We start from the raw sequence: 22,988 nt of genomic DNA on the forward strand, positions 1-22,988 counted from the left end.
CTGCGGGGCGACGGCGACGCCGCCCGCGCGGATGTCACCAGTTCCACATCGTCCCGTCTTCCAGGCGGGCCACTGGCAGATAGGCGGGCTTGTACGGATATTTCGCCGCAAGTTCCTCGTCGATGTCGACGCCGTGGCCCGGCGCCTCGCCGCAGAACAGATAGCCCTTGTCGAAGTGATAGTCGTGCGAGAACACCGCATCCGTCTCTTCGGAATGGCGCATATATTCCTGGATGCCGAAATTGGGGACCCAGGTGTCGAAGTGCAGCGCACAGCCCATCGTCACCGGCGACAGGTCGGTCGCACCGTGGCAGCCGGTGCGAATCTGATACAGGCTCGCGAGATCCGCGAGGCGGCGCAGGTGCGTCAGGCCGCCGGCACCGACCACCGTGGCGCGCAGATAGTCGATAAGCTGGTTCTGGATCAGGTCCTTGGCGTCCCAGATCGTGTTGAAGATCTCGCCCACCGCCAGTGGCGTGACGGTGTGCTGGCGGATCAGCTTGAACGCTTCCTGGTTCTCGGCCGGGGTGACGTCTTCCAGCCAGAACAACTGATAGGGCTCGAGCATCTTGCCGAGATTGGCCGCTTCCTGCGGGGTGTAGCGGTGGTGGCCGTCATGCAGCAGATGATGATCGAAGCCATAGGTCGCGCGCAGCTTCTCGAACAGCTTGGGTACGTAGTTGAGCGCCTTGCGCGTGTCCCAACCGGTCACCGATGGCAGGGCCGCATCGGCGGGCTCATAATAGAGCTTGCCACGGCCGACCCCGTACGCGTCCTTGATGCCCGGAACGCCGGTCTGGGCGCGGATCGCCTTATATCCCATGTCGATATACTGGCCGACCGCGTCGACCGTCTCGTCGATGTCGCTGCCATTGGCATGACCATAGACCATCACGCCGTCGCGGCTGCGGCCGCCAAGCAACTGATAGACCGGCATGCCGGCCATCTTGCCCTTGATGTCCCACAGCGCCATGTCGACCGCGGCGATCGCCCGCATCGTCACCGGACCGCGACGCCAATAGGCCCCGCGATAGAGATACTGCCAGATGTCCTCGATCCGGCGCGGATCCATGCCGATCAGGCACGGGATCACGTGATCCTCGAGATAGGACACTACCGAAAGCTCGCGACCGTTCAGCGTGCCGTCGCCGATGCCGTACACGCCCTGATCGGTATGGATCTTCAGTGTCACGAAATTGCGGCCGGGGCAGGTTACGATAACCTTGGCCGAAACGATCTTCATGGAGCTACCCCTGCTAGGCTGAGCGTTACAATCGGCCTGACCAATTCCGCCAGCACTGTCAAGCGCGGGAAGATTGGCCAGACAAAGATTGTCCCAACCCTAAGCCTGCTACACCTAAGCTTTCCTCAACGCGCCGGTGACAGCGTGACGAGGGCAACGTCGTTGGTATTCAGCGGCAGGCGATACGAGAGGCGACCGCTGCGGCCGACCAGCACCATCGCGTCCTGCGGCACATCCCGGGTGAGCCCTTCGAGTTCGGCACGCTGCGCCGGCGACAATGTCTTGGGCATGCCCATGTCGATATAGGCCGAATAGGCATCATTGTGGCGATAGCCGGTGCGCTGCACGCGCAGGCGATATTTGCCGGGCTTGAGGCCCGATACCGCCAGTTCGGCCGCAGCCTCTGCCGTGGCCGGCACGATCCGGGTGTAGAAGGGGCGGTTGCTGACTTTCTGCTCGGGCTGGTGCCAATCCCAGATCAGCGCAACCACCTGATCGCCGTTCCGTGCGGCAAGGCTGTAGCTGTCGCTCGTGGCGAGTGCGCGCCCGCGCACGGCGTTCAGATATTTGTAGGCGAACCAGGCAGGCTTTCGAATGCCCTCCCGATTCATCAGGCCGAAGCCGCCATGGAACGGCGTCGGCGGCGGGCCGGGCTCTTCGAACAGATCGGTATAGGTCCAGTAGCTCATGCCCTGAACCGCCCCGGCCACGCCCTTGAGCTTGGTAAGGATGTACGGGGCGCTGACATAGCTGTCGTGCACGGCGTCTCGCGGGGTGTAGCTGGTGCTCCACTCGGTGAAGAACAGCGGCAGCGTCGGAAAAGGCGAGGCGGCGATTTCCTTGCGCACCTTGCGTACGTCGCCGATGATCGCGTCCCTGCTCGGCGAAAGCTTGGTATCCTGCTCCCCCTTCTCGTCCAGGAAGCCGCCATCGACGCCATAGGTGTGGGTCGTCACGAAATCGACGGGCACCTTGCTTGCTGCGACATGGGCGAGAAACTCCGGAACCCAGGCAGCACCCGCGGTCGACGGGCCGCCGACGCGGAGCGCGGGATCCACCGCCTTCAACGTACGGGCTGTCACGTCATACAGTTCGAAATAGGCCTTTTGATCAGCCTTCTCCCAAAAGCCGTCCAAATTGGGCTCGTTCCACACCTCGAAATACCAGCTGCGCACCTCCTGCCGGCCGTAGCGCTGGAGCAGGTGGCGGGCAAAGGCGTCGATCAGGTCGCGCCAGCCGTCCAGCCGGGGATGCGAGGTATTGCCCTTCCAGTAGAAGATGCTGGCATCGGAGGTCTTGAGCGCTTCGGGCGTGAACCCAAGCTCGACGAACGGCTTGATCTTCTTGGCAAGCAGATCGTCATAGAGCCGATCGATGCCGGACCAGTCATAGACGACGCGATCCCCCTGCCGTTGCACGGTTTTCAACACGTCATGAAAGATGGCGTGAAAGCGGATGTACCGAAAGCCGAGTTCGGGCACGGCGGTGGCGAGCTGCGCCTGGCTGTCGGCGCGGGCCAGGGTGCCTGGGAAGTCGGAGCCGATCGACAGGTCGAAGAACCGGTCCACTGGCCCCAGCGGTTTTGCCGCATCGATGCGGATGGCGCGCTGTTGCGCCTGGGCAGCGGTGCCCCCGAGCAGCGCCGCAGCCATGGCAAGCGCCGATATCCCTCTACGCACGATACCCTCTCCCAATTCCGTTAGCGCTACCACCCTGCCCGTCCCGCCATGCGAAGACAAGCCTTTCGCCACGCGGGGAATGTATCCCGGCATGGCGACTAGGGGGGTCGGCGAAGAGAGGGCGGCCCGAACGCCGTTATTCTTGTATCGGAAGTCTCGTACGGGAAGCCTAGAAAGCAGGACGCCCATAGTCCTGGCGGGTTACCGGGTGGCTCGACGAGAGCCCGCCGTCGACCGCGATCGCCTGCCCGTTCACATAGCTCGCCGCATCGGAGGCCAGGAACAGCGCGACCTGCGCGATCTCCTCCGGTCGTCCTGCGCGGCGCAGCGGATTGAGCTGGCCGAGCTTGTCTTCCTTGCCGCTTTCGCGGGCATAGTCGAAGGCGCGCTGGGTCATCCCGGTTTCGATCAGACCCGGACAGATCGCGTTGACCCGCACGCCAGAGGTTGCGAGTTGCTGGGCAGCGGTCTGAACAAGGTTGATAACGCCGGCCTTCGAGGCGGAATATGGTGTTCCACCCGCCCCGGATCGCAGCCCCGCGACGCTCGCGGTGCACAGGATGGCGCCGCCGCCGCGTTCGACGATGCGCGGCGCAGCATGCTTGATGGCCAGCGCCGGACCGATAAGATTGATCCGCAGCACCTCCGCCCAAAGCGCTACATCTGCGTCTAAAATGCCAGCCACGCCACCCGAGATTCCGGCATTGGCGTAAAAAACGTCGATGCCGCCGAAGCGCGCGCAGGCAGCGTCGACCAGTCGCTGCACATCCCCCTCGTCGCCGGCGTCCATTTCCAGCGCCAGCGCATCGGGCAGACCCGCGACGGCCGCCTGCACCGCCGGCACCCGATCTGCTGCAACCACCTGCGCACCTGCAGCGGCGAATGCCCGAACCGTTGCCAGCCCGATGCCCGAAGCGGCACCCGTCACCACCGCTACCCTGCCCGCAAAATTCATGCGCCTGCCCTTTGCGCGAAATGCCATGCCGATCCCGCTAGGCCCGGCAGCCGTTCCACCGTCGCCGCCGCCTGCGCGCTCGAGGCATTGCCGTCGATCATCCGCTTCTTGATGCCCTGCACGATGCCGGTGAGCCGGAACAGGTTGTAGGCAAAGTACCAGTCGAGATCGGGAACGCCGTCCCGATCGGTCGCAGCACAGTAGCGCGCGACCATTGCCTCGATGGTGGGGATCCCCGTTTCGGGCCCGGCCAGTCCCTTGACGCCGGATCGCCCCTCCGGCTCGGTCACCCAGTTCATCAAAAAATAGGAGAAATCGGCGAGCGGATCGCCGAGCGTCGACAGCTCCCAGTCCAGTACGGCCAGCACCCGGGGCCGATCGGACGCGAAGATCATGTTGTCGATGCGATAGTCGCCATGCACGATGCTCGTGCGGGTCTGTACGGGCACGGTGCGCGGGAGGAAGTCGATCAGCCGTTCGACCTCCGGCAGATCGTCCGTCTGGCTCGCACGATATTGGCGCGTCCATCGCTCGACCTGGCGGGCGAAATAATTGCCGGGCTTCCCATAGTCGCCCAGCCCGACGGTCTCCGGATCGATCCGGTGCAGTGCGGCCAGCGTGTCGACGATCGCTTCGTAGATCGCCGTTCGGTCGGCGGGCGCCATGCCGGGGAGCGCACCGTCCCACAGTGTGCGTCCCTCGATCATTTCCATCAGATAGAAGGGTGCGCCGATAACCTGCCGATCCTCGCACAGGGCATAGGGTCGCGCGACAGGAAAGCCTGCGGGATGCAAGGCCGAGATCAATCGATATTCGCGCTCCACCGCATGGGCGGAGGGCAGGATCGTACCGAACGGCTTGCGGCGAAGAACATAGTTTCCCGTGGGTGTTTCAACGCGGTAGGTCGGATTGCTCTGCCCTCCTGGGAACTTTGTGATGCTTGCCGGACCGGTGAAGCCTGCAACCTGCGCCTCGGCCCAGGCCGCGAACCGCGTGGCATCGAGATCGCTCATGCGAATTCGATCACCGAGCGGACGCTGGTGCCCTGGCGAAGCTTCTCCAGCGCCTCGTTCACCTGCGGCAGGCGGATCCGTTCGGCGACCATGGTGTCAAGATCGAGCACCCCGTCGAGATACAGTTGCACCAGCCGCGGCATGTCGATCGGAAAGCGCGTGCTGCCCAGCAGCGAGCCCTGAATCTTCTTTCCCGTGAGGAAGCTGGGGCCCGGCAGCGTCACGTTCTGGCCCGGTGCGATCATGCCGAGAATCGTTGCGGTGCCGCCCCGACGCAGGATCTGCCAGGCGAGCTCGGCGGTGGAAGGCCGACCTACCGCTTCGATCGCATAATGCACACCACCACCGGTAAGTCCGAGCAACTGTTTGACGATGCCGTTGGCGCCCGGATCGAACGCATGGGTGGCCCCCATCTTCTGCGCCAGCGCACGCTTCTCTTCGATAGGATCGAGCGCGATGATCTGTCCGGCCCCGGCGATCTTCGCGGCGTTGATCGCCGCAAGGCCGATGCCGCCTGCTCCAATCACCGCCACGCTCTCGCCTGGGCGTACCCGGCTGTCGTTGAAGATCGACCCCGCCCCCGTGATCACCGCGCAGCCGAGCAGCGCGGCGCGGTCCAGCGGCATGTCCTTGCTGATCGACACACAGGCATTTTCGTGGACCAGCATCATCTCTGCAAAGGCCGAGAGGTTCAGGAAGGGGGCGAGCGGCGTCCCTCCGGCGAGCTTCAGCCTGGGTTCGGCATCCGCGGCGCGCCGTGTCGACGGGTCGACGCACAGCGACGGGCGGCCGGTCACGCACATCTCGCAAGACCCGCAAAAAGCGGTGAGGAAGGTGATGACGTGATCGCCGGGGCGCAGTCGGGCGACATCGGATCCTACCGCTTCCACCACGCCCGCCGCCTCATGTCCGGGGACGGTCGGCACAGGATGCGGGAATGCGCCGTCGACGAAGTGGAGGTCGGATCGGCATACCCCCACCGCCGCGGTGCGGATCAGCACCTCGCGTGGGCCCGGTTTGGAGACCTGCACTTCCTCGATCTGGAGCGGGGTCTTGGCTTCGAACAGAACGGCAGCCTTCATGAATCCCCCCTTAGCGGCTGACGCCGAGGTCGCCGGAGCTCGCCCGGTCGCTCCTGCGCGCGCCATATTTGCCGAACTCGGCGCGAGCGATGGCGCGGGCATGGACCTCGTCCGGCCCGTCGGCGAGGCGCAGCGTGCGGACGCTGCCCCAATTGTGCGCCAGATCGAAATCATCGCTCACGCCGGCACCGCCATGCGCCTGGATCGCATCGTCGAGGATCTGCAGCGCCATGGCGGGCGCCTGGACCTTGATCATCGCGATCTCGAGCTGCGCCGCCTTGTTCCCTGCCTTGTCCATCATGTCGGCGGCCTTGAGACACAGCAGCCGGGTCATCTCGATGTCGATGCGGGCGCGGGCGATGCGCTGCTCCCAGATCGAATGGTCGGCGATCGGCTTGCCGAACGCGACGCGCGAGACGAGCCGCTTCGCCATGGCGGCGATGGCCTCTTCGGCAACCCCGATCGTGCGCATGCAGTGATGGATGCGGCCCGGCCCCAACCTTCCTTGCGCGATCTCGAAGCCCCGGCCCTCGCCGAGCAGCAGGTTCTTCGCCGGCACGCGCACATCGCGCAGCACGATTTCGGCATGGCCGTGCGGCGCATGATCATACCCGAAAACCGAAAGCATTCGCTCGATGGTTACGCCGGGCGTGTCGAGCGGCACCAGGATCATGCTCTGCTGGGCATGCTTCGCGGCGCCGAGATCAGTCTTCCCCATCAGGATCGCGATCTTGCAGCGCGGATCGCCCGCGCCGGAGGACCACCATTTCCGGCCGTTGACCACATAATGGTCGCCGTCACGCTCGATCCGCGTTTCGATGTTGGTGGCGTCCGACGAGGCAACCGCCGGCTCGGTCATCAGGAAGGCCGAGCGGATCTCGCCCTGCATCAGCGGCGCAAGCCACGCGTCCTTTTGCGCCCGCGTGCCGTAGCGGTGCAAGACTTCCATGTTGCCGGTATCCGGCGCCGAGCAGTTGAATATTTCGGACGCCCAGCCAACCCGCCCCATCTCCTCGGCGCACAGCGCATATTCCAGATTGGTGAGTTGCTCGCCTTCGAACACGAAGCTGTCGTCGACGTGCGACTGGCCCGAATGGGGCGGCATGAAGAAATTCCACAGACCCGCGGCCTTGGCGCGCCCCTTCACCTCTTCCAGCACCGGGTTTACCGACCAGCGATCGGCGGCTGCCGCGGCCGCGCGATAATCGGCTTCCCGCGGACGAATCTCGGCGTCGATAAAGGCCTTCACCCGATCGCGGAAATGGGTCTCGCGCGCGCTCAGCGTGAAGTCCATGGCATCGCTCTCCTGTCATTCTTCAGGTCGAGCCTATACCGTACCCAATATTCGGTAAAGGCCCGCGCCGCATCAAAATGAGCACACGCAATGTTCAAAAAATCATTTTGGCGCGCGGCGGAAACGGCTAAGCTGTCGTGATGCAATCGTCGCCCAAGATCGAGACCACCAATACCAAGCGGTTCCAGGCCAAGCGCGACGCGATCCTTGCCGCCGCCGCCGCCGCGATCAACGAGCAGAGCGCCAAGGGCATGACCTTTGCCGATGTCGCGCGCCGCGTAGGACTGAACACGACCTCGGTCACCTATTATTTCAAACGCAAGGAGGATCTCGCCGCGGCCGCGTTCGAGCAGACGCTGGCGTGGCTGGATGCGATCCTCGATCAGGCACTGGCCGAGCCCACGCCCGAGGCGCGCGTGGCAAGGTTCCTCGGCATCAACATGGAGCGGCTCGCGCGCATCGCGCAGGGCGAGGAGCAGGCCGTTGCCATTCTCTCGGACCTGCGCGCCATGGAGGAGCCGCTCAAGGGCAAGCTGCTCACGGGGTGGCGCAACGTGTTCCGCAAGACCCGCAGCCTGTGGGGCACCGAGGGCAGCCGCGCCGAGACCGACCTGCGCGGCGCGCGCGCGCACGTGCTGCTCGAAAACAGTTTCTGGCTGAACGCCTGGATGTCACGGTACGAGCTCGACGAATATCCGCGCGTAGAAGCGCGCCTGATGGACGTGTTCCGCCACGGCATCGCCGCCCCCGGCCAGCACTGGGCGCCGGCGCTGTTCGAGCTGGTGCATGAAGAGCCGGAACCCGGGCGCGAGGCGTTTCTGCTCGCGGCGACGCGGCTGATCAACGAACTGGGCTATCGTGGCGCGTCCGTCCAGCGAATCGCGTCCGAGCTCAACGTCACCAAGGGCAGCTTCTACCACCATCTCGATGCCAAGGACGATCTGGTCATCGCCTGCTACAAGCGCAGCTTCGACATCCTTGCGGACGCGCAGCGGCTGGCCGAGAGCCATGCCGGCAGCCATTGGCAGCGGCTTGAAAGCACCGTTGCGACACTGCTGGACTATCAGTTCTCGGAACGGGGGCCGCTGCTGCGCACCACCGCGCTGTCGGGCCTGCCGGTGGCGGTCCGCAACACGATGCTCGATCGCTCGAACCGGATCGCGCGCCGGTTCGCCGGCATGCTGTCGGATGGCATCGCCGAGGGCACGATCCGTCCGATCGATCCGCTGGTGGCCAGCCAGGCGGTGATGGCGCTGCAGAACGCCGCCTTCGACATGCGAAAATGGGCGAGCACCATGCCCCGCGAGCGGGCGGTGACCTTTTATGCCTCCACCCTAGCCTTCGGCTTGTTCGACGATCGGGTGCTGGCAGACTGACGTTACCGCCTGGGGTGAAACACTGCCCCTCGCCCGGCAAAGCCTGCGGGCGCGCCAGAGGATTGCACCTCCAGCAAAACCTGGGTCATGCCCGGGGACAGGCGGGCGCTGCGGATTGCCGTCGCTGCAACGACCGCATGCAGGGCCTCCGCGCCTTCATGCTCCGGGGGGCGCGCCAACAGGGCTACAGGCCCCATGGCGGCAGGATCAACGGACGAAGCCGGCAACTTGGTCAGTGTCATCCGCTTCCTCCTGGTAGATGCGGTGCCAATAATCCCTTCTTCATTTAGACGAACGATCCGTTAACGAGCATTTTTGCGGACTATTTCGTCGCGAAGCCATGCCGGCACTTTTCGCGGACAAAAAATGAGGCCGAAGGGTTACCCCTCCGGCCCAGTGCTTTCCTCCCCAGGAAAGGCGTCAGAAGCGGGTGCGCAGCGTGATGCCGTAGGTGCGCGGCTCGGCGAGATAGGCCGAGAAGAGCTGGCGACCGCCCGGATATTGCGGATCGGTGAAGGGCGCGCCGGTCGCGCCTTCCTGGAAGGGCGAATTGAACACGACCTGGGTATAATTCTGGTTGAGCAGGTTCTGTGCCCAAAGCTCGATCGCCCAGCGCTCGTCCTTGCCGCGAATGCCGATTCGGCCGTTCACCAGCGCGTAGCCGTCCTGAATCTTCTGCGGGAAGAGGTCCGATCCGGTATTATAGTCGCTGGTCATGCGGGTGTCGAAATAGATGAGCCCGCTGAGCCCCGAATTGCCGAGCTGCGGCGTCCACGCCACGGATGCCGTGGTCACGACCTTGGGCGCATTGGACAATTGCTGCCCCGGCAGCAGGCGCAGCGCCTGATCGAGCGGGGCACCGGTATCGCTGCCGACCAGCTGGTTGCGGTAATGCGTGTCGGCATAGGTGAGACCCAGGCCGACGCGGAAGTCGCGGGCCGGGACCAGCGATGCCTCGAGCTCGACACCCTGCGATACCACGCCGTAGCTGGTGTTCGACGCCGAGCAGGCGCCGGTGGTAGCCGCCGCCGCATTATAGTTGCTGGCGGTGGTGAACTTGCTCTGGTCGCGGTCGCCGCCGTCCAGGCCTGCGGTGCAGCCGTTGATGTTCTGCACTAGGAAGACCGTGCCGTTGAACGTGTTCAGCTGGAAGTTCTTGAACTGCTGGCGGAAAGCCGAGACGTTCAGGCTGAACTTCCGGGTTGAGTATTTGAGGCCGATTTCGAAGGCATCGTTGGTTTCGGGCGCGAATTGCAGCGCGCTGGTCAATGCCTGTGCCCCGCCGACCGAGGCGAAGGTGACGATGGGCGCCTTGAGCGCCGACTTGTCGAGGTTGAAACCGCCGGCCTTGTAGCCGCGCGAATAGCTGCCGTAGAGCAGCAGGTCGTCGGTGGGCTTGTAGGAAAGGATCGCCGTCCCGGTGAACTGGTCCTCCTTGCGGGTGTCGCGGATCGAAACGCCGTTCAGCTCCGAGGTGGAGTTGCCCTGGCAGGACAGGCCGATGATCGCGTCAACGACGCCGGTCAGCGATGCGACGGAGCGCAGCGGCAGCAGCGACGACTGGTTGGCGACGCAGGCCGTGTTGTCATTGCCGAAGGTGGCGTTCAGTCGCTTGCGCTCGTTGGTGTACCGAAGGCCGACGGTGAGGTCCAAGCCCGTGGTGACGTGGAAGATGTTGTGGGTGAACAGCGCCCAGTTGCGGCTGTTCTGCTTGAACAGATCGCGCGTGGTGCCGCGATCGTTGATGCCGTCCAGCCGGTCGAACCCGGCGTAGATCAGAGGCGAGGCGGCGCCAAACAGCGCGGGGCGGGCGGCAAGGCATCCCGCCGACGTCGGGCTGTAGAGCGCGGCGAGGCCACCGCCCGAAACGATGCGACAGGTCGCGAAACGGCCATATTGGCTGCCAAACCGCAGGTTATCGACCAGGGTGAGGTCTTCATTGGCGTAATAGCCGCCGACCAGCCAGTCCAGCTTCTCGCCAAAGGCGGTACCGTTCAGTCGCAGCTCCTGGCTGAACGTCTCGAACGCGCGCGACGAATTGGCGTTCGGGGCGCGGTACAGGATGTCGACCGCGCTGTAATCGGTATCCGCACCCTGGCTCGCGAAATAGTTGCGATAGCCGGTAATCGAGGTGAGCTTCACGTCGCCCAAATTCCAGTCGACCTGGACCGACCCGCCCCAATCCTCAGTGATGCCGCCATAGCTGCGGCCGCTCGAGACATAGAGATTGCGGCTATAGGGATCGCTGAACGCCGCCATCGGCTGGCCGAGGTCGCGCAGCACCCGGACGATGTTGTTCGAGGCAGGATCGTTGAGATTGCCGATATAGGGGTTGATCGTGGAGGTGACGTAGGTCGCGCCGCAGCATTCCTCGTTGCGGTGGGTATAGTCGCCGATCACCCGGACGCGAACGTCGCTCGACGGCTCGAACAGCAGCTGGCCCCGCACAAAATAGCGGTCGCGATTGTTCACGTCGCGCTTGTTCGTCACGTCCGTGTAGAAGCCGTCGCGCTTCATGTAGACGCCGTCGAGGCGCCCGGAGAGATGCGCGCTCAGCGGCACGTTGACATAGCCCTGCAGGCGAAGCGCGTTGTAGTTGCCGTAGGTGGCCTCGCCGCCGACCGAGAAATTGGCCTCGGGCATCTTGGAGACGATGTTGATGAGGCCGGCCGAGGCATTGCGCCCGAACAGCGTTCCCTGCGGCCCGCGCAGCACCTCGATACGTTCCAGATCGCCCAGCTCGCTCAGGCCGATACCCGAGCGCGACCGATAGACGCCGTCGATGAACACCGCCACCGAGCTCTCCAGGCCCGGATTGTCACCGACCGTACCGATACCGCGGATTCGCGCCGAGCCGTTGGCCTCGCTGCCCGTCGACGAGACAAGGAGCGACGGCGCCACCTGGTTGAGCGCGCGAATATCGTTGGCGCCGGTCTGCTGCAGCGTCTCCGAGCTTACCGCCGACACGGCCAGCGGCACGTCGGCCAGCGCCTGGGCGCGGCCCTGCGCGGTGACGATGATCTCATTGTCCGATTGGGCCGAGCGTTCGGCGGTATCCTGGGAAGGTGTTGCCGCTTCCTGGGCATAGGCTGGCGCTGCGAGCGCCATGACGAGTGCCGGCACTGCACAGGCCGACATAAGGCGTAGCCGCATAAATATCCTCTCCACCGAGGTTGGAGCATTGTCGCTGCTCCATACCCGAGGCTCGAATACACGCTTTCGTGTCAGCGGCGTCAAGCAAAACTAAAGTTGCAAAATGCGACTTGAATAGAAACGTTGCGCGGAAAGCACAGTGTTGCCGAACCGGATCGGCAAGCCCGCCCTTGTGGCCGCGACAGCCGGCTCCCGCGCCTGCACAGCTGCACATGGCGGGTTCCGGCGCCTCGATGCGGCGCAGCTTCGCTTGCCGCCAACGACAAGCATGTTGGCAACGCCCCCTGCCCCGTTCTACGCTCCGCCGTCCATGCGGGAGGGGAAACCGCCATGCCGTTCCACCATCGTGCCGTGCCGATCGTGCTGGCCGCCGTGCTGATCGATTCGATCGGCTTCGGCGTGATCCTGCCGGTGTTGCCGCGACTGATCGTCAGCCTGTCGCACACCAGCATCGACGATGCCGCGCGCATCGGCGGCTGGATGCTCGCGGCGTTCGCCGTCTCCCAATTCTTTGCCGGACCGATTCTGGGCGCGCTGGGCGACAGCATCGGGCGGCGACCCGTGCTGCTGCTGTCGATGGTAGCCTTTGCGATCGACTATCTGCTGATGGCAGCCGCCCCGACCATCGGCTGGCTGTTCGTCGGGCGTGTTGTCGCCGGCATCGCAGGCGCCGTCTACGGTCCCGCCAATGCCGTGCTTGCCGATGTGACGCCGCCCGAAAAGCGGGGTGCGACCTTTGGCATGATGGGCGCGGCGTTCGGCATCGGCTTTATCCTGGGACCTGCGATCGGCGGGCTGCTCGCAAGCCTTGGACCACGCGCGCCGTTCATCGCCGCGGCCGGGCTCGCCGCGATCAACGCGCTGTGGATCCTGGTGCTGCTGCCCGAGACGATGGCGCCGGAGCGCCGCCGGCCGTTTCGCCTGCGCGACGCCCATGTCCTCGCCGCCTTTCGCCCGCTGTTCGAGGCAGGCAACGCCAAGCCGCTTTTGGCAGCAGCGTTTCTCTGGCAGCTGGCACACATGGTCTATCCCGCAACCTGGGCGTTCTTCGGCGAAATCGCCCTGGGCTGGGACGAACGGATGATCGGGTGGTCCCTTGCTGCCTCGGGCATCTGCATGGCGCTCGTCCAGAGCTTCGTAACCGGCCGCGCGATCGCAGCCTGGGGCGAGGAGCGAACCGTGGTGCTGGGCATGCTTGCCGGCGGTCTCGCCTTTGTTGCCTATTGCCTTGCCCGCGAGACCTGGATGGTCTTCGCGATCATCCCGTTCGCCGCCTTTCAGGGGCTGGCCTTTCCCTCGATCAACGCATTGCTGTCGCGGATGACCGACCCCTCGCGTCAGGGGGCGCTGCAAGGCGGCATGGCGGCACTCAGCAGCGTCGCGCTCATCCTCGGGCCGCTCCTGCTCAGCCAGGCGCTCGCGATCGGCACCGAGCACGGCTTTCGCGCCGGCAATTTCGTGATTGCGGGGCTGCTCGCCTTCGGGGCGCTGCTGCTGATCGAATGGAAGGTCGTGCCGCGGATTGCCCCAATCGCATCCTGAACGCTGCAACCGGGCTGCAACTGTCACGACAAATTGCGACACTTTGGCCGCAGGCATGACAAACGCCTGCGACATGGCGGTGGGAAACCAGCGTTGTGCCGGGGGTCTGCCCCCGCTCCCGGCACCCCATCGCACACGCAGGAGTACAGGATGCTGAAACGTCTCACCCTGGCCGCACTCGGGGCCTCGCTGCTCGCGAGCACGGCCCATGCAGGGCAGGAGGGTCCGCGCGGGCCCCGGCCCGATCCGCTCGCCATGGCCGATACCAACAAGGATGGCGTCGTCACCCGCGAGGAAATGCTGGCGGGGGTCCAGGCCCGGTTCAAGGAAATGGACGCCAACCACGACGGCAAGGTCACGCCGGAGGAGCGCGAGGCGTTCAATGCCGCGATGCGCGCCCGCCTGGGCGGTCGCATGCGTACGCCGAAGGACCTGACGCTCGCGGACGAGCAGGCACGGGCCACCCGCCTGTTCGATCTGGTCGATACCAATCACGACGGCAAGATCGACGCTGCCGAGCGCGCCGCCGCCGCCAAGCGGATGATGGGCATGCGTCGCGGCCCGGGCGGCTGGCGCGGGCAGGACGCCCCCCCGCCCCCGCCGGGCGACATGCCGCCGCCTCCCCCTCCTCCGGCCGACGGCAACTGACGCCAGCCGGAGCAGCCGGGCGGGAGCGTCGCGACCTTCGTCGCTGCCGTCCCCGTCGGAAGTGGAAGCGCACCCCTGTCGCTTTACCGCGAAGGCCGTGGATCTCCTCCCTCCCGCCCGGCTCTTTTCCTCGCGCACAAAGGCGCTACGCTGGTGACCATGTCCGAGGTTCCCCATCTGCTGCTGGTCGACGACGAACGCTCGATCCGCGAGCCGCTTGCCCAATATCTGACCAAGCAGGGCTTCCGCATCACCCAAGCCGGCGATGCGGAGAGCGCGCGGGCACGGCTCAACGCGTATGCGATCGATCTGGTCGTGCTCGACATCATGATGCCGGGCGAGGACGGGCTGAGCCTGTGCCGCCACATCCGCGAAACCAGCGAGACGCCGGTGATCCTGCTGACCGCGCGCAGCGAGGAGACGGATCGCATCGTCGGCCTGGAAATGGGCGCCGACGATTATGTGGTGAAGCCGTTCAGCCCGCGCGAACTTTCCGCCCGCATCAAGGTGGTGCTGCGCCGGTGGTCGGCGGGCGGCGCCAAGCAGCATGCGCCCGAGACCGGGTCTTTCGCCTTTGCCGGCTGGGTGCTTCGCACCGGCGAGCGCACGCTGGTGGATCGCGAGGGCGTGTCGGTACCGCTGTCGACCGGTGAATATAATCTGCTCCACGCGCTGGTGACACGACCGCGCCAGGTGCTCACTCGGGACCAGTTGCTCGATCTTACCCAGGGACGCGAGGCCGCCGCCTTCGATCGGGCGATCGACAACCAGGTGAGCCGGCTGCGCAAGAAGATCGAGCCCGACGCCAAGAACCCCACCATCATCAAGACCGTGTGGGGCGGCGGGTACACGCTGGCGGCCGAGGTCACCCGGCTTTGAAAAGGTTTCTTCCGACCAGTCTCATCGCGCGCATTGCCCTGCTCGTCGCGGCCGCGCTGTTCGTCGCGCAGGCGATCAATTTCGGGCTGCTGCTGCACGAGCGGCAGAAAACCCGGTTCGCGATGGTGATCGTGCCGACCACGACTCGCCTGGCAGACGCCGCGGAGCGACTGCTGGCGCTTCAACGCGAGACCCCGCTGCAGCCGGGCGCAGCAAAGCGCCGCTTCCTGTCCGATCCCAGGACGCATGTCCGCCTGCATGCCGACAATCCGTTTGCCAGCGCGGAACAGTTCCGGCGTGGAGACGTCGAGCGGGATCTACGGCGCGGGCTTGCCGATGCGGGCTTGCGTGCCGGCGGCATCATGGCCGCCCTGCGCCCCGTCGACCCTCGGCGGCTGCTCGACCCCAAGATGGACCCGATCCGCGCCGAACGGCTGCGGCGGATGGGGGCAGAGATGCTCGTCGCCGTCGAGGTGCCTGGCAAGGGGTGGCTCACCCTTTCGACACCCTGGCCGCGTACCGATCACGACCTGATCTGGCAGCTGATCGCGCAAACGCTGATCCTTTACGTCGTCGTCCTGGTGCCGGTGCTGCTCGTCGGCGGCCGCATCGCGCGCCCGTTGCGGACGCTGACCGAAGCGGCACGCACCTTCCGCCCGGGCGACGACGCCGCGCCGATCCGAGAGCGCGGCCCCAGCGACGTCCGCGCGCTCATCGCGGCCTATAATGCGCTCAGCCGGCGCGTGACCACGATGCTCGACGAGAAGGACCGGATGCTGGGCGCGATCGGGCACGATCTGCGCACGCCGCTTCAGGCGCTTCGGGTGCGGATCGAATCGGTCGAGGACGACGACGATCGCACCCGGATGGCCGACACGATCGACGAGATGAGCCGGACGTTGGACGACATCCTGTCGCTGGCCCGCCTCGGCCGGCCCAGCGAACCCAATACGGATGTCGACCTGGGCGCGCTGGTGGATGCGGTGGTCGAGGATTTTCGCGATCTCGACCACGACGTGAAGTTCGAGGAGCCGGCACGCCTCAAGATGCGGTTGCGACCGACGCTGATGCGGCGCGCGGTGCGTAATCTGATCGAGAACGCCGTAAAATATGGCGGCGGCGCCGAGGTGCGGCTGATCCCCGAGCCCCAGCGGGTAACGATCGAGGTGTGCGATCGTGGCCCCGGCATTCCTGCCGAGAAGCTGGAGGCCGTGTTCAACCCCTTCACCCGTCTCGAGGAATCCCGCAACCGCGATACGGGCGGGATCGGCCTTGGCCTGGCGCTGGCGCGTGCAATCGTCAACGATGCGGGCGGGAGCATCGCTCTGGCGAACCGCGCAGGCGGCGGGCTCACCGCCACGATCACGCTGCCACGCTGAGGCGACACCCGCGCCTCCCCTGGGGACGGGCTTGCAATGCGCCATGAAAAAAGGGCCGCGCTTCCGATCGGAAGCGCGGCCCTTTTTCTAGGCAAAGCCCTCGGCAGTTCAGCCGACGATTTCTTCCGGCTGGAAGAAGAACGCGATCTCGATCGCCGCATTCTCTTCCGAATCCGAACCATGGACCGAGTTTGCCTCGATCGACTCGGCCAGTTCCTTGCGGATCGTGCCCGGCTCGGCGTTCGCCGGGTTGGTGGCGCCCATGATGTCACGGTTGCGCTGCACGGCGTTCTCGCCCTCGAGCACCTGTACGACGACCGGACCCGAGATCATGAATTCGACAAGGTCGTTGAAGAAGGGGCGCTCCTTGTGGACGCCGTAGAAGCCCTCGGCTTGCTCGCGGCTCATCTGGATGCGCTTCGAGGCGACGACGCGAAGGCCGGCCTCTTCCAGCATCTTGGTGACGGCGCCGGTCAGGTTGCGGCGGGTGGCATCGGGCTTGATGATCGAAAAGGTCCGGGTCGCGGCCATGGCCGTGCGGCTCCTGTAGTTGGTGATGAAAGGAAGTCGCGGCTCCCTAGTCCTCCGCCGACGTCAATGCAAGCTCAGGCGACTTGGGCCCAGCGGCCATTTTCGTCCTGTCGCCAATAGCGCCGCTCCACGCCGCCGCGATCGCCCAATGCTCGCCAGGCCGCCCGCGCAGCGCCGATGCTTTCCTCATCGAAGAGATGGAAGGCGCGCTCGAAATCGAGTGCCTCGTCACGCCACAGGCCGTCGATCAGCGCCACGTTACGGGCGCCGTTGGCAGCGGCGACCGTGTCCGCAATCAGCGCGGGTTGATCCGCATCCCAGGCCTCACCGGCCTGCCCGTGCGGCAGAAAGCTTGCGGTGCTGTAGCTCCACAGCAACTGGTCGATACGGTTGCGCAGGCTGGGATCGCCGGCGACGATCAGGAGCCGCCCGCCGCTGGCCAGCACCTTTTCGGCGATCGAGGGCAGCACGCGATCGAGCGGCGCCATGGTAAGGTGATAGAAATCGACCTGCATGCGGGTCCCTTAGCCCGGATGTGCGTTTCGGCCAACGCGCCCGCCGTTGCGGATGCGCAATCGCTGCGATAGGGCATGAGCCCGTCTGCCGGGGAGTATCGATAAAGGTGGGAGTTTTCGTGAAGCGCAAGGCCATGTTCTTCCCGGCCGCGCTCGGTCTGTGCCTTGCGGCGCAGGCGCGTGCCCAGCAAGCCCCCGAATCGCGCCCGGTTACCGGCGACGAGATGTCGGTGCCCAACCTGCAGGATCGCCCCGTCGAGCCCGCCCCGCCCTCGCCCACGGCGCTCCCTACCGATCCGAACCAGGTCCAGTTCAGCGCGGACCAGCTCGACTATGATCAGGACAGCGACGTCGTGACCGCGACCGGCGACGTCCGCATGTACCGCGAAAGCAACCGCCTGCGCGCCGACAAGGTGACCTGGGACCGCCGCACCGGCAAGGTGATGGCGACCGGCAACATCGTCGTCGCGAATCCGCAAGGAGACGCGGCATATGGCGACAGCATCGAGCTGACCGACACGCTGAAGGACGGCGTGGTAGACAACATGCTGGTCGTGCTGGAGGCGGGTGGCCGGATCGCGGCGACGCGCGGGTCGCGCAACGACGGTGGGGTGATCACCGTCGAGAACGCCGCCTATACGCCCTGCAGCGTCACCGACAGTTCGGGGTGCCCGAAAGAGCCGTCGTGGAAGATCACCGCCGACCGGGTGGTCTATGATCCTGCCAAGCACCGGCTGCGCTACAAGGGCGCGCGTATCTCGGTGTTCGGCTTCGCCACCCTGCCGCTGCCGGCGTTTTCGCACCCGGCCGGCGGCCAGAGCGATTCCGGCTTCCTGACCCCCGACGCGCGATACAGCCGCACCAACGGCTTCCAGCTCTCGGTGCCCTATTTCTTCAGCTTCGCCCCCAATCGCGACCTGACGGTTACGCCCCGCGTGTTCTCGAACGCGCTGCCGATGCTGCAGGCCGATTACCGTGAGCTCAACAGCCTGGGCTCGTTCCGCCTGCAAGCCTATGGCACCTACAGCCGACGCGCAGACGACCTGACCGTCGCCCCCACCGCCGCCACGCTGCAGAACGACTTTCGCGGCTATATCGACCTGGTCGGCCGCTATCAGCTCGATCCGAACTGGAGCGTTCGTGCCTCGTTCCGCGTCGCCAGCGACCGCACCTTCCTGCGCCGCTACGACATTTCACGCGACGACCGGCTGCGCAACAACCTCGCCATCGAGCGGATCGATCCCGACAGCTATTTCGTGATCAATGCCTGGGCGGTGCAGACCCTGCGCGTCGGCGACCGCCAGGGCCTCCAGCCGGTGGCGCTTCCCGAACTAGACTATCGCCGTCGCCTCGACGACGGACTGATCGGCGGCAAGTTCGATCTGGAGGTCAACACCCTCGCCCTCACCCGCACCGGCGGGCAGGATACGCAGCGCGCCTTCACCAGCGCCCAGTGGAGCCTGCGCCGCCTGACCAATTGGGGCCAGGAGGTGAGCTTCACCGCATACACCCGCGGCGACGTGTACAATACGAGCGATACCGCAGCGACCACCGTGCTCAACTATCGCGGCCTCGAGGGCTTTCGCTTCCGCGGCATCGCGGCGGCGGCGATGGACGTGAAGTGGGCGTTCGTCGGCGACTTCCTTGGGGGGACACAGCGGATCACCCCCCGCGTGCAGGTGGTCGCAGCGCCGCACCTGGCGAACATGGACGTGCCCAACGAGGATGCCCGCGCCGTCGACCTCGAGGACTCGAACCTCTTCGCGCTCAATCGCTTCCCCGGCTATGACCGCTTCGAGGATTCCACCCGGTTCACCTACGGTGTCGATTATGCGCTCTATTTGCCCGGGTTCAGCGTCGAGGCCAATGTCGGCCAGAGCTATCGCCTGACCAACCGCCCGACGCTGCTGCCGGACGGCACCGGCCTCACCGACCGCATGTCCGACATCGTCGGCCGCACGGTGGTCCGCTTCCATGATTTCCTCAGCTTCACCCACCGCTACCGGCTGGACAAGGACGGCTTGGCGGTGCGGCGGAACGAGATTGACATGACGCTGGGCTCGCGCGCCAGCTATGTGCAGGTCGGCTATCTGCGGCTCAACCGCAATGTCGATCCGGCGCTGGAGGATCTGCAGGACCGCGAGGAATTGCGCCTGGGCGCGCGCGTGCAGTTCGCACGATTCTGGTCGCTGTCGGGCTCGACCCTGATTGACCTGACCGACAAGCGCGAGGATCCGACGTCGCTTGCCAATGGCTTCCAGCCGATCCGACACCGCATCGGCCTGTTCTACGAGGATGACTGCCTGCGCATCGGCACCACCTGGCGCCGTGACTATGCCACCACCGGCGACGCGCAGCGCGGCAACTCGTATCTGCTTACCCTCGCCTTTAAGAACCTCGGCCGCTAGAAGACCCGGTCTGGGGGGATTCGGCGCTCAGCCTTGGTTCAGGCACAATTGCGCATTAAGCGCTGCTTCCCGTTTGAGGATAAGGGTCGTTCTGAAGTGATGATGGGTTTGGGCAGAATTGCGGGTACGGGTGCCAAGTGGCTGGCAGGCGCAGGCATTGCCGCGCTCGCGACGATGGCAGTGGCGCAGACCGCGCCCGGCCAGGATAGCCAGAACGGCCTCAACAACGGGCTGGATCTGCCGAGCACGCTGGAGATCTTCGGCAAGGCCGATCCCAATGTCCGCAAGCCCACCGCGATCGTTAACGACTATGTGATCACCGGCACCGAGGTGGATCAGCGCGTGGCGCTGGTGACCGGGATGCAGAAGCTCACCCTCAAGCCGGAAGAGCGCGAACAGCTGAAGCTGGCCATGCTCCGCCAGCTGATCGACGAGACGCTGGAGATCCAGGAAGCCAAGGCCAACGAGATCAAGATCGAGCCGCGCGAAGTGGAAGCGAGCTTCAGCCGCGTCGCCGCGCGCTTCCAGAAGACGCCGGAGCAGATGCGCGGCTGGCTGCGCGAAATCGGCTCGTCGGAGCGTTCGATCAAGCGTCAGGTAGAGGCCGAACTGGCCTGGAGCCGCCTGCTGCGTCGCCGCGTCAACGTCAATGTCGGCGAGGCCGAGGTGAAGGCGATGATCGACCGCCTGACCGCCCAGAAGGGCACCGAAGAATATCACATCTACGAAATCTACCAGAACGCCACGCCGGATCGCGCGCAGGAAGTCGCCGGTGGCATGAAGCAGATGATCGAGCAGATGCGCCAGGGCACGCCGTTCGACTATCTCGCACGCACCTATTCGCAGAGCTCGACGCGCTCGAAGGGCGGCGATCTCGGCTGGATCCAGACCGCGATGCTGCCGGAAGCGCTGGCCCAGGCGGTGCAGGAAATGCAGCCTGGCCAGGTGGCGGGGCCGATCCCGCTCTCGGCAGGCTTCTCGATCGTGTATCTGGCGGACCGGCATAAGGTCGGCATCGCCGATCCGCGCGACGCCAAGCTCAGCCTGCGCCAGCTGTCGCTCAGCTTCGCCAAGGGCACCACCGAGGCCCAGGCCAGCACCCGCGCAGCCACCTTCGCCAAGGCGACCCAGGCAATCCGTGGCTGCGGTGACGTGAGCAAGGTCGCCGCCGCCGAGGGCGCCGAAGTGGTCGATCGCGACAACATCGTGATCAAGGATCTGCCGCCCGCGCTGCAGAACCTGATCCTGCCGCTGCAGGTGGGCCAGTCGACGCAGCCGTTCGGCTCGATCGAGGATGGCGTGCGCGTGCTGGTGATCTGCGGCCGCGACGATCCGCCCGCCGCCAACGCTCCCTCCGTGGAACAGGTGCAGGAGCAGCTCGAGGACCAGCGCGTCAACCTGCGCGCCGAGCGCATGCTGCGCGACCTGCGCCGCGACGCGCTGATCGAATATCGCTGAGATGACGGTGGGAGGCACCACCCTGCCTCCCCTCGCGGTCGCATTGGGCGATTCGGCGGGGATTGGGCCGGAAATCACCGCCAAGGCATGGGACGCACGCGTGGCGGAGGGCCTTTCGCCCTTTTTCGCGGTGGGCGACCCTGCCGCGGTGCGCGCGGTGTGGGACGGCCCGATCGCACCGATCGGCGATCCGAGCGAGGCACGCGGCTTGTTTGGCGAAGCGCTGCCGATCCTGCCCGTCGGGGATACCGGCGCGGTCATTCCCGGCGCACCGAGCCTCAACACCGCGCATGTGGCACTGCAGGCGCTGGAAGTTGCGACCGGGCTGGCGAGCGTGGGTGCGGCGGGCGCGCTGGTAACGGGCCCCGTCTCCAAGGCGCAGCTCTACGCGATCGGCTATACCCATCCCGGCCAGACCGAATTCGTCGCCGAGCGATGCGGCATCACCGCCGACAATGCCGTGATGATGCTCGCCGGTCCGACGCTGCGGGTGGTGCCGATGACCGTGCATGTGCCGCTGGTGCAGGTGCCGGCGCTGATCAGCCCGGAGCTGGTCATCGCCAAGGCTCGCGTTACCGCACGCGGACTGCAGCGCAATTTCGGCATTGCCAATCCGCGCCTCGCCTTCGCAGGCCTCAATCCGCATGCGGGCGAAGGCGGCGCGATCGGACGCGAGGAGATCGACGTGCTGATGCCCGCGATCGAGCGGCTCCGCGCCGAGGGCATCGACGCGAGCGGACCCTTCGCGGCCGACACGCTGTTCCACGCCCGCGCGCGCGAGGCCTATGACGCCGCGCTCTGCCTCTATCATGACCAGGCGCTGATCCCGATCAAGACGCTGCATTTCGACGACGGCGTGAACATCACGCTCGGTCTGCCGATCGTCCGCACCTCGCCCGATCACGGCACCGCTTTCGGCATCGCCGGCAAGGGGGTGGCGCATCCAGGCGCGATGATCGCCGCCATCCGCATGGCAGCCGAGGCTGCGCAGCGCAGGGCGGACGCGACCGCGTGACCCCCCTTCCCCCGCTTCGTGAGGTCATTGCGAAATACGGACTGAGCGCCAGCAAGGCGCTGGGCCAGAATTTCCTGTTCGATGGCCAGTTGCTCGGCCGCATCGCCAAGGTGCCGGGCGCGGTTGCCGGTGCCGAGGTATTCGAGGTCGGCCCGGGACCCGGCGGCCTAACCCGGGCGCTGCTCCAGGCGGGCGCGCGCGTCACCGCGGTCGAGCGGGATCGGCGCTGCATCCCGGCGCTGGAGGAACTGGGGAGCCACTTCCCCGATCAACTCCGTGTGATCGAAGGAGACGCGCTGGAAGTCGATGCACCCGCCTTGTTCGCAGGCAAGCCACATGTCGTCGCAAACCTGCCCTATAATGTCGGCACCGCGCTGCTGGTCGGGTGGCTTTCGGCCGAATGGCAGCCCTGGTGGGCCAGCCTGACGCTGATGTTCCAGAAGGAAGTCGCCGAGCGCATCGTCGCCCAGGCGGGCACCGAGCATTATGGCCGGCTGGCGGTGCTCGCCCAGTGGCGCAGCACGCCGCGGATCGCGATGAACGTTCATCGCTCTGCCTTCACCCCGCCCCCCAAGGTGATGTCGGCGGTGGTGCATGTCGTGCCGGACGCGCCGCCCGAAGGCGTGCAGCTGCGTCTGCTGGAGGCGGTGACCGCCGCCGCGTTCGGGCAGCGCCGCAAGATGCTGCGCCAGAGCCTGAAGCCGGTACACGGCGCCTTGGCTGCGCTGGAGACGCTGGGAATCGACGCCAGTCGCCGGGCCGAAACCGTCAGCGTCGCCGAGTTCGTCGCGATCGCCCGCGAACTGGGCCGTAGCTGA

General features: G+C 65.9%; 18 protein-coding genes. 9 read left to right on the top strand and 9 right to left on the bottom strand.

Annotation, left to right across the window (positions count from 1 at the left end):
* Positions 1-34: 34 nt before the first annotated feature.
* The 6 genes from manD to OIM94_RS03505 all read right to left on the bottom strand — a co-directional run bounded on the left by manD (position 35) and on the right by OIM94_RS03505 (position 7,266).
* Complete coding sequence (manD, locus tag OIM94_RS03480) at positions 35-1,243, bottom strand: D-mannonate dehydratase ManD (RefSeq protein ID WP_264608729.1); 1,209 nt, start codon at positions 1,241-1,243, stop codon at positions 35-37.
* 125 nt (positions 1,244-1,368) lie between these two features.
* Entirely contained in the window at positions 1,369-2,922 is a 1,554-nt protein-coding gene (locus tag OIM94_RS03485) for a GH39 family glycosyl hydrolase (RefSeq protein ID WP_413716375.1), read from the bottom strand.
* A gap of 169 nt (positions 2,923-3,091) precedes the next feature.
* On the bottom strand, positions 3,092-3,877 hold the full coding sequence (locus OIM94_RS03490; RefSeq protein ID WP_264608730.1) for an SDR family NAD(P)-dependent oxidoreductase: 786 nt from the start codon (positions 3,875-3,877) through the stop codon (positions 3,092-3,094).
* A complete protein-coding gene (locus OIM94_RS03495) occupies positions 3,874-4,890 on the bottom strand; it encodes a phosphotransferase family protein (RefSeq protein WP_264608731.1) in 1,017 nt (338 codons plus the stop codon). The genes OIM94_RS03490 and OIM94_RS03495 overlap by 4 nt, the downstream gene beginning before the upstream one ends.
* Complete coding sequence (locus tag OIM94_RS03500) at positions 4,887-5,972, bottom strand: Zn-dependent alcohol dehydrogenase (protein ID WP_264608732.1); 1,086 nt, start codon at positions 5,970-5,972, stop codon at positions 4,887-4,889. Before OIM94_RS03500 ends, OIM94_RS03495 begins: the two co-directional genes overlap by 4 nt.
* Before the next feature lie 10 nt (positions 5,973-5,982).
* The gene (locus tag OIM94_RS03505; RefSeq protein ID WP_264608733.1) at positions 5,983-7,266 is read right to left on the bottom strand and encodes an acyl-CoA dehydrogenase family protein; all 1,284 of its coding nucleotides are present in this window, start codon (positions 7,264-7,266) and stop codon (positions 5,983-5,985) included.
* A 140-nt stretch (positions 7,267-7,406) separates the two neighbouring features.
* On the opposite strand from OIM94_RS03505, the gene OIM94_RS03510 reads away from it, so the two are divergent.
* Positions 7,407-8,642: a TetR/AcrR family transcriptional regulator gene (locus OIM94_RS03510; RefSeq protein WP_264608734.1), complete on the top strand. Its 1,236-nt coding sequence runs from the start codon at positions 7,407-7,409 to the stop codon at positions 8,640-8,642.
* A 420-nt stretch (positions 8,643-9,062) separates the two neighbouring features.
* On the opposite strand, the gene OIM94_RS03515 is transcribed toward OIM94_RS03510, so the two are convergent.
* Entirely contained in the window at positions 9,063-11,795 is a 2,733-nt protein-coding gene (locus OIM94_RS03515) for a TonB-dependent receptor (protein ID WP_264608735.1), read from the bottom strand.
* A gap of 330 nt (positions 11,796-12,125) precedes the next feature.
* Between OIM94_RS03515 and OIM94_RS03520 the strand changes: the two genes are divergently transcribed.
* From OIM94_RS03520 to OIM94_RS03535, 4 genes are all read left to right on the top strand, one after another.
* Complete coding sequence (locus OIM94_RS03520; RefSeq protein ID WP_264608736.1) at positions 12,126-13,337, top strand: MFS transporter; 1,212 nt, start codon at positions 12,126-12,128, stop codon at positions 13,335-13,337.
* Between the two features lie 150 nt (positions 13,338-13,487).
* Positions 13,488-13,985 carry an EF-hand domain-containing protein gene (locus OIM94_RS03525; RefSeq protein ID WP_264608737.1) on the top strand — a complete coding sequence of 166 codons (498 nt, stop codon included), beginning with the start codon at positions 13,488-13,490 and terminating at the stop codon, positions 13,983-13,985.
* Between the two features lie 159 nt (positions 13,986-14,144).
* Positions 14,145-14,864: a response regulator gene (locus OIM94_RS03530; protein WP_264608738.1), complete on the top strand. Its 720-nt coding sequence runs from the start codon at positions 14,145-14,147 to the stop codon at positions 14,862-14,864.
* Positions 14,861-16,243 (top strand): sensor histidine kinase, encoded by a 1,383-nt coding sequence (locus OIM94_RS03535; RefSeq protein WP_264608739.1) that lies wholly within the window; start codon positions 14,861-14,863, stop codon positions 16,241-16,243. Before OIM94_RS03530 ends, OIM94_RS03535 begins: the two co-directional genes overlap by 4 nt.
* 108 nt (positions 16,244-16,351) lie before the next feature.
* Here the strand turns inward: OIM94_RS03535 and ndk are convergent, their stop codons facing one another.
* On the bottom strand, positions 16,352-16,774 hold the full coding sequence (ndk, locus tag OIM94_RS03540; RefSeq protein ID WP_264608740.1) for a nucleoside-diphosphate kinase: 423 nt from the start codon (positions 16,772-16,774) through the stop codon (positions 16,352-16,354).
* A gap of 74 nt (positions 16,775-16,848) precedes the next feature.
* On the bottom strand, positions 16,849-17,289 hold the full coding sequence (locus tag OIM94_RS03545) for a DNA polymerase III subunit chi (protein WP_264608741.1): 441 nt from the start codon (positions 17,287-17,289) through the stop codon (positions 16,849-16,851).
* A 134-nt stretch (positions 17,290-17,423) separates the two neighbouring features.
* Between OIM94_RS03545 and OIM94_RS03550 the strand changes: the two genes are divergently transcribed.
* The 4 genes from OIM94_RS03550 (at position 17,424) to rsmA (ending at position 22,988) form a co-directional block, all read left to right on the top strand.
* Complete coding sequence (locus tag OIM94_RS03550; RefSeq protein WP_413716388.1) at positions 17,424-19,697, top strand: LPS-assembly protein LptD; 2,274 nt, start codon at positions 17,424-17,426, stop codon at positions 19,695-19,697.
* A gap of 99 nt (positions 19,698-19,796) precedes the next feature.
* Positions 19,797-21,155: a peptidylprolyl isomerase gene (locus tag OIM94_RS03555; RefSeq protein ID WP_264609821.1), complete on the top strand. Its 1,359-nt coding sequence runs from the start codon at positions 19,797-19,799 to the stop codon at positions 21,153-21,155.
* A gap of 1 nt (position 21,156) precedes the next feature.
* Positions 21,157-22,170 carry a 4-hydroxythreonine-4-phosphate dehydrogenase PdxA gene (gene pdxA / locus OIM94_RS03560; RefSeq protein ID WP_264608742.1) on the top strand — a complete coding sequence of 338 codons (1,014 nt, stop codon included), beginning with the start codon at positions 21,157-21,159 and terminating at the stop codon, positions 22,168-22,170.
* On the top strand, positions 22,167-22,988 hold the full coding sequence (rsmA, locus tag OIM94_RS03565) for a 16S rRNA (adenine(1518)-N(6)/adenine(1519)-N(6))-dimethyltransferase RsmA (RefSeq protein WP_264608743.1): 822 nt from the start codon (positions 22,167-22,169) through the stop codon (positions 22,986-22,988). The genes pdxA and rsmA overlap by 4 nt, the downstream gene beginning before the upstream one ends.

Origin of the sequence: Sphingomonas sp. R1, from assembly GCF_025960285.1 — a bacterium.
Lineage (GTDB): Bacteria > Pseudomonadota > Alphaproteobacteria > Sphingomonadales > Sphingomonadaceae > Sphingomonas.